The organism is Planomonospora algeriensis (genome assembly GCF_977012225.1).
Map to the genome: position 1 here is coordinate 1 of NZ_CDRNDK010000757.1, position 1,965 is coordinate 1,965.

The following is a 1,965-nucleotide window of genomic DNA, read 5'->3' on the forward strand; positions in this document are numbered from 1 at the left end:
CGGGGAGCGGTTCCCCGTCCTTCCGGGTCCGGCGACGCGCGGCCCGCCACCCGCCCGACGGGGGTCCCCGCCCGGGAGGGCGGGGCGCCGCAGGAGGGATCGTCCGGGAAGCCCGCAGCGAAGCCGTCGGAGAAGTCCTCGCAGAAGCCGTCCCGGGACCCCGCCCCGAAGCCCCCGAAGCCCTCCCCCGAGCCCCCGGAGGAATCCGGCGACGGGCAGGGCCCGCCGGACGGGAAGCAGTCCGGGAACGGCCGAGGCGAGGGCGACGGCCCCGGGAACGGGAATGGCAACGGCAACGGCAACGGCAACGGCAACGGGAAGGACGGCGGCGGGGGCTCGCCCGGTCAGGTCGATCCCGGGAACGGGGCGAACGCCATGGGCGCCAACCCGCCGGGCAACGCCGCGGGCAAGGCCGGAAGGCCTAGAAGTCGCCGCTGACGACCTTGAGGGAGTGCGCCAGGTCGGCGGGGTAGTCCGCGGTGAAACCGACCCACTCGCCCGTCGACGGTGCTCGAAGCTCAGGGAGACCGCGTGCAGCCACTGCCGGGTCACGCCCAGCCGCGCGGCCAGCGTGGGTCCGCGCCGTACAGCATGTCGCCGACGCACGGGTGGCGCAGCGCCGACATGTGGACCCGGATCTGGTGCGTCCGGCCGGTCTCCAGCTTGATGCTCAGCAGCGACGCGGCGCGGAACGCCTCGACCGTGTCGTAGTGGGTGACCGACTCCTTGCCGCCCGCCACGACCGCGAACCGGCCGTCCCCGAAGGGGTGGCGGTCGATCGGCGCGTCGACGGTGCCGCGCAGCGGGTCGGGGTGCCCCTGGACCAGCGCGTGGTAGAGCTTGTCGACGGTGCGCTCCTTGAAGGCCCGCTTCAGGTGGGAGTAGGCGTGCTCGCTCTTGGCCACGACCATCGCGCCGGTGGTGTTGGCGTCCAGGCGGTGCACGATGCCCTGGCGTTCGGCGGCGCCGCTGGTGGCCACCTGGTGCCCGCTGCCCAGCAGACCGCCGATGACGGTCGGCCCGGTCCAGCCCGTGGTCGGGTGGGCGGCCACGCCGACGGGCTTGTTGACGACGATGATGTCGTCGTCCTCGTGGAGGATCGCCATGCCGGGGATGGGCTCGGCCACCGGCATCGGCGCGACGGGCGGCGGCGGCAGCGTCACGTCCAGCCACTCCCCGCCCTGGACCCGGTCGGACTTGGCGGCGGTGGAGCCGTCCACCAGCACGTCGCCGGAGGCGATCAGCTCCGCCGCGCGGGTGCGGGAGAGGCCGAACAACCGGGACAGGGCCGCGTCGAGGCGCTCGCCCTCCAGGCCGTTGGGGATCGGGAGACTCCGCTGGTCAGCCATTGTCGTTCTGCTCCTTCTGACCGGTGTCGCGCGTTCCGTCGATCTGGTAGCCCCGCCAGGCGAGGAAGACCGCGAGGATGCCGCCGCAGACGATCCCCGCGTCGGCGATGTTCCAGACGGGGAAGTGCCCGGGGAAGGTCTCGATGAAGTCGACGACGTATCCCTGGAACGGGGCCTCCCTGCCGAAGCCCGAGGGCCAGCGGAAGACGCGGTCGGTCAGGTTGCCGAGCGCCCCGCCGAGCAGCAGGCCGAGCGTGACCGCCCAGGGCAGGCTGCGCAGGTGCCGCGCGGTGCGCAGGATGGCGATCACCACGGCGGCCGCGACGAACGTGAAGACGATCGTCATGCCGGTGCCGATGCTGAAGGCGGCGCCGGAATTGAAGATCACCCGGAACTGGAGGAGGTCCGGGACGACCACGAGCGGGTCCCGGCCCTCCAGGGTCTTCAGCACGACCGTCTTCGTGACCAGGTCGAGGAGGTAGACGATCGGTGCGATCGTCGCGAGCACGGCGATGCGCCGCGCTCCCGGAGGGGCGACCGGCATGTCCTCGCCCGCGCCCTCACCGCGCCCGGCACCGCCCGACTCACCGTGCGCGGCCTCGCCGCGCACAGTGCC

General features: G+C 73.3%; 1 protein-coding gene and 1 pseudogene. Both read right to left on the minus strand.

Annotated features, from left to right (window positions below; all coding sequences use genetic code 11):
* Positions 1-421: 421 nt before the first annotated feature.
* Positions 422-1,349: pseudogene (locus tag ACWJ6R_RS35435) on the minus strand (RluA family pseudouridine synthase).
* Positions 1,342-1,965 (minus strand): signal peptidase II (locus ACWJ6R_RS35440; protein WP_449066397.1); only part of this gene is annotated, 624 nt, incomplete at its 5' end. The gene ACWJ6R_RS35440 and the pseudogene ACWJ6R_RS35435, both read right to left, overlap by 8 nt.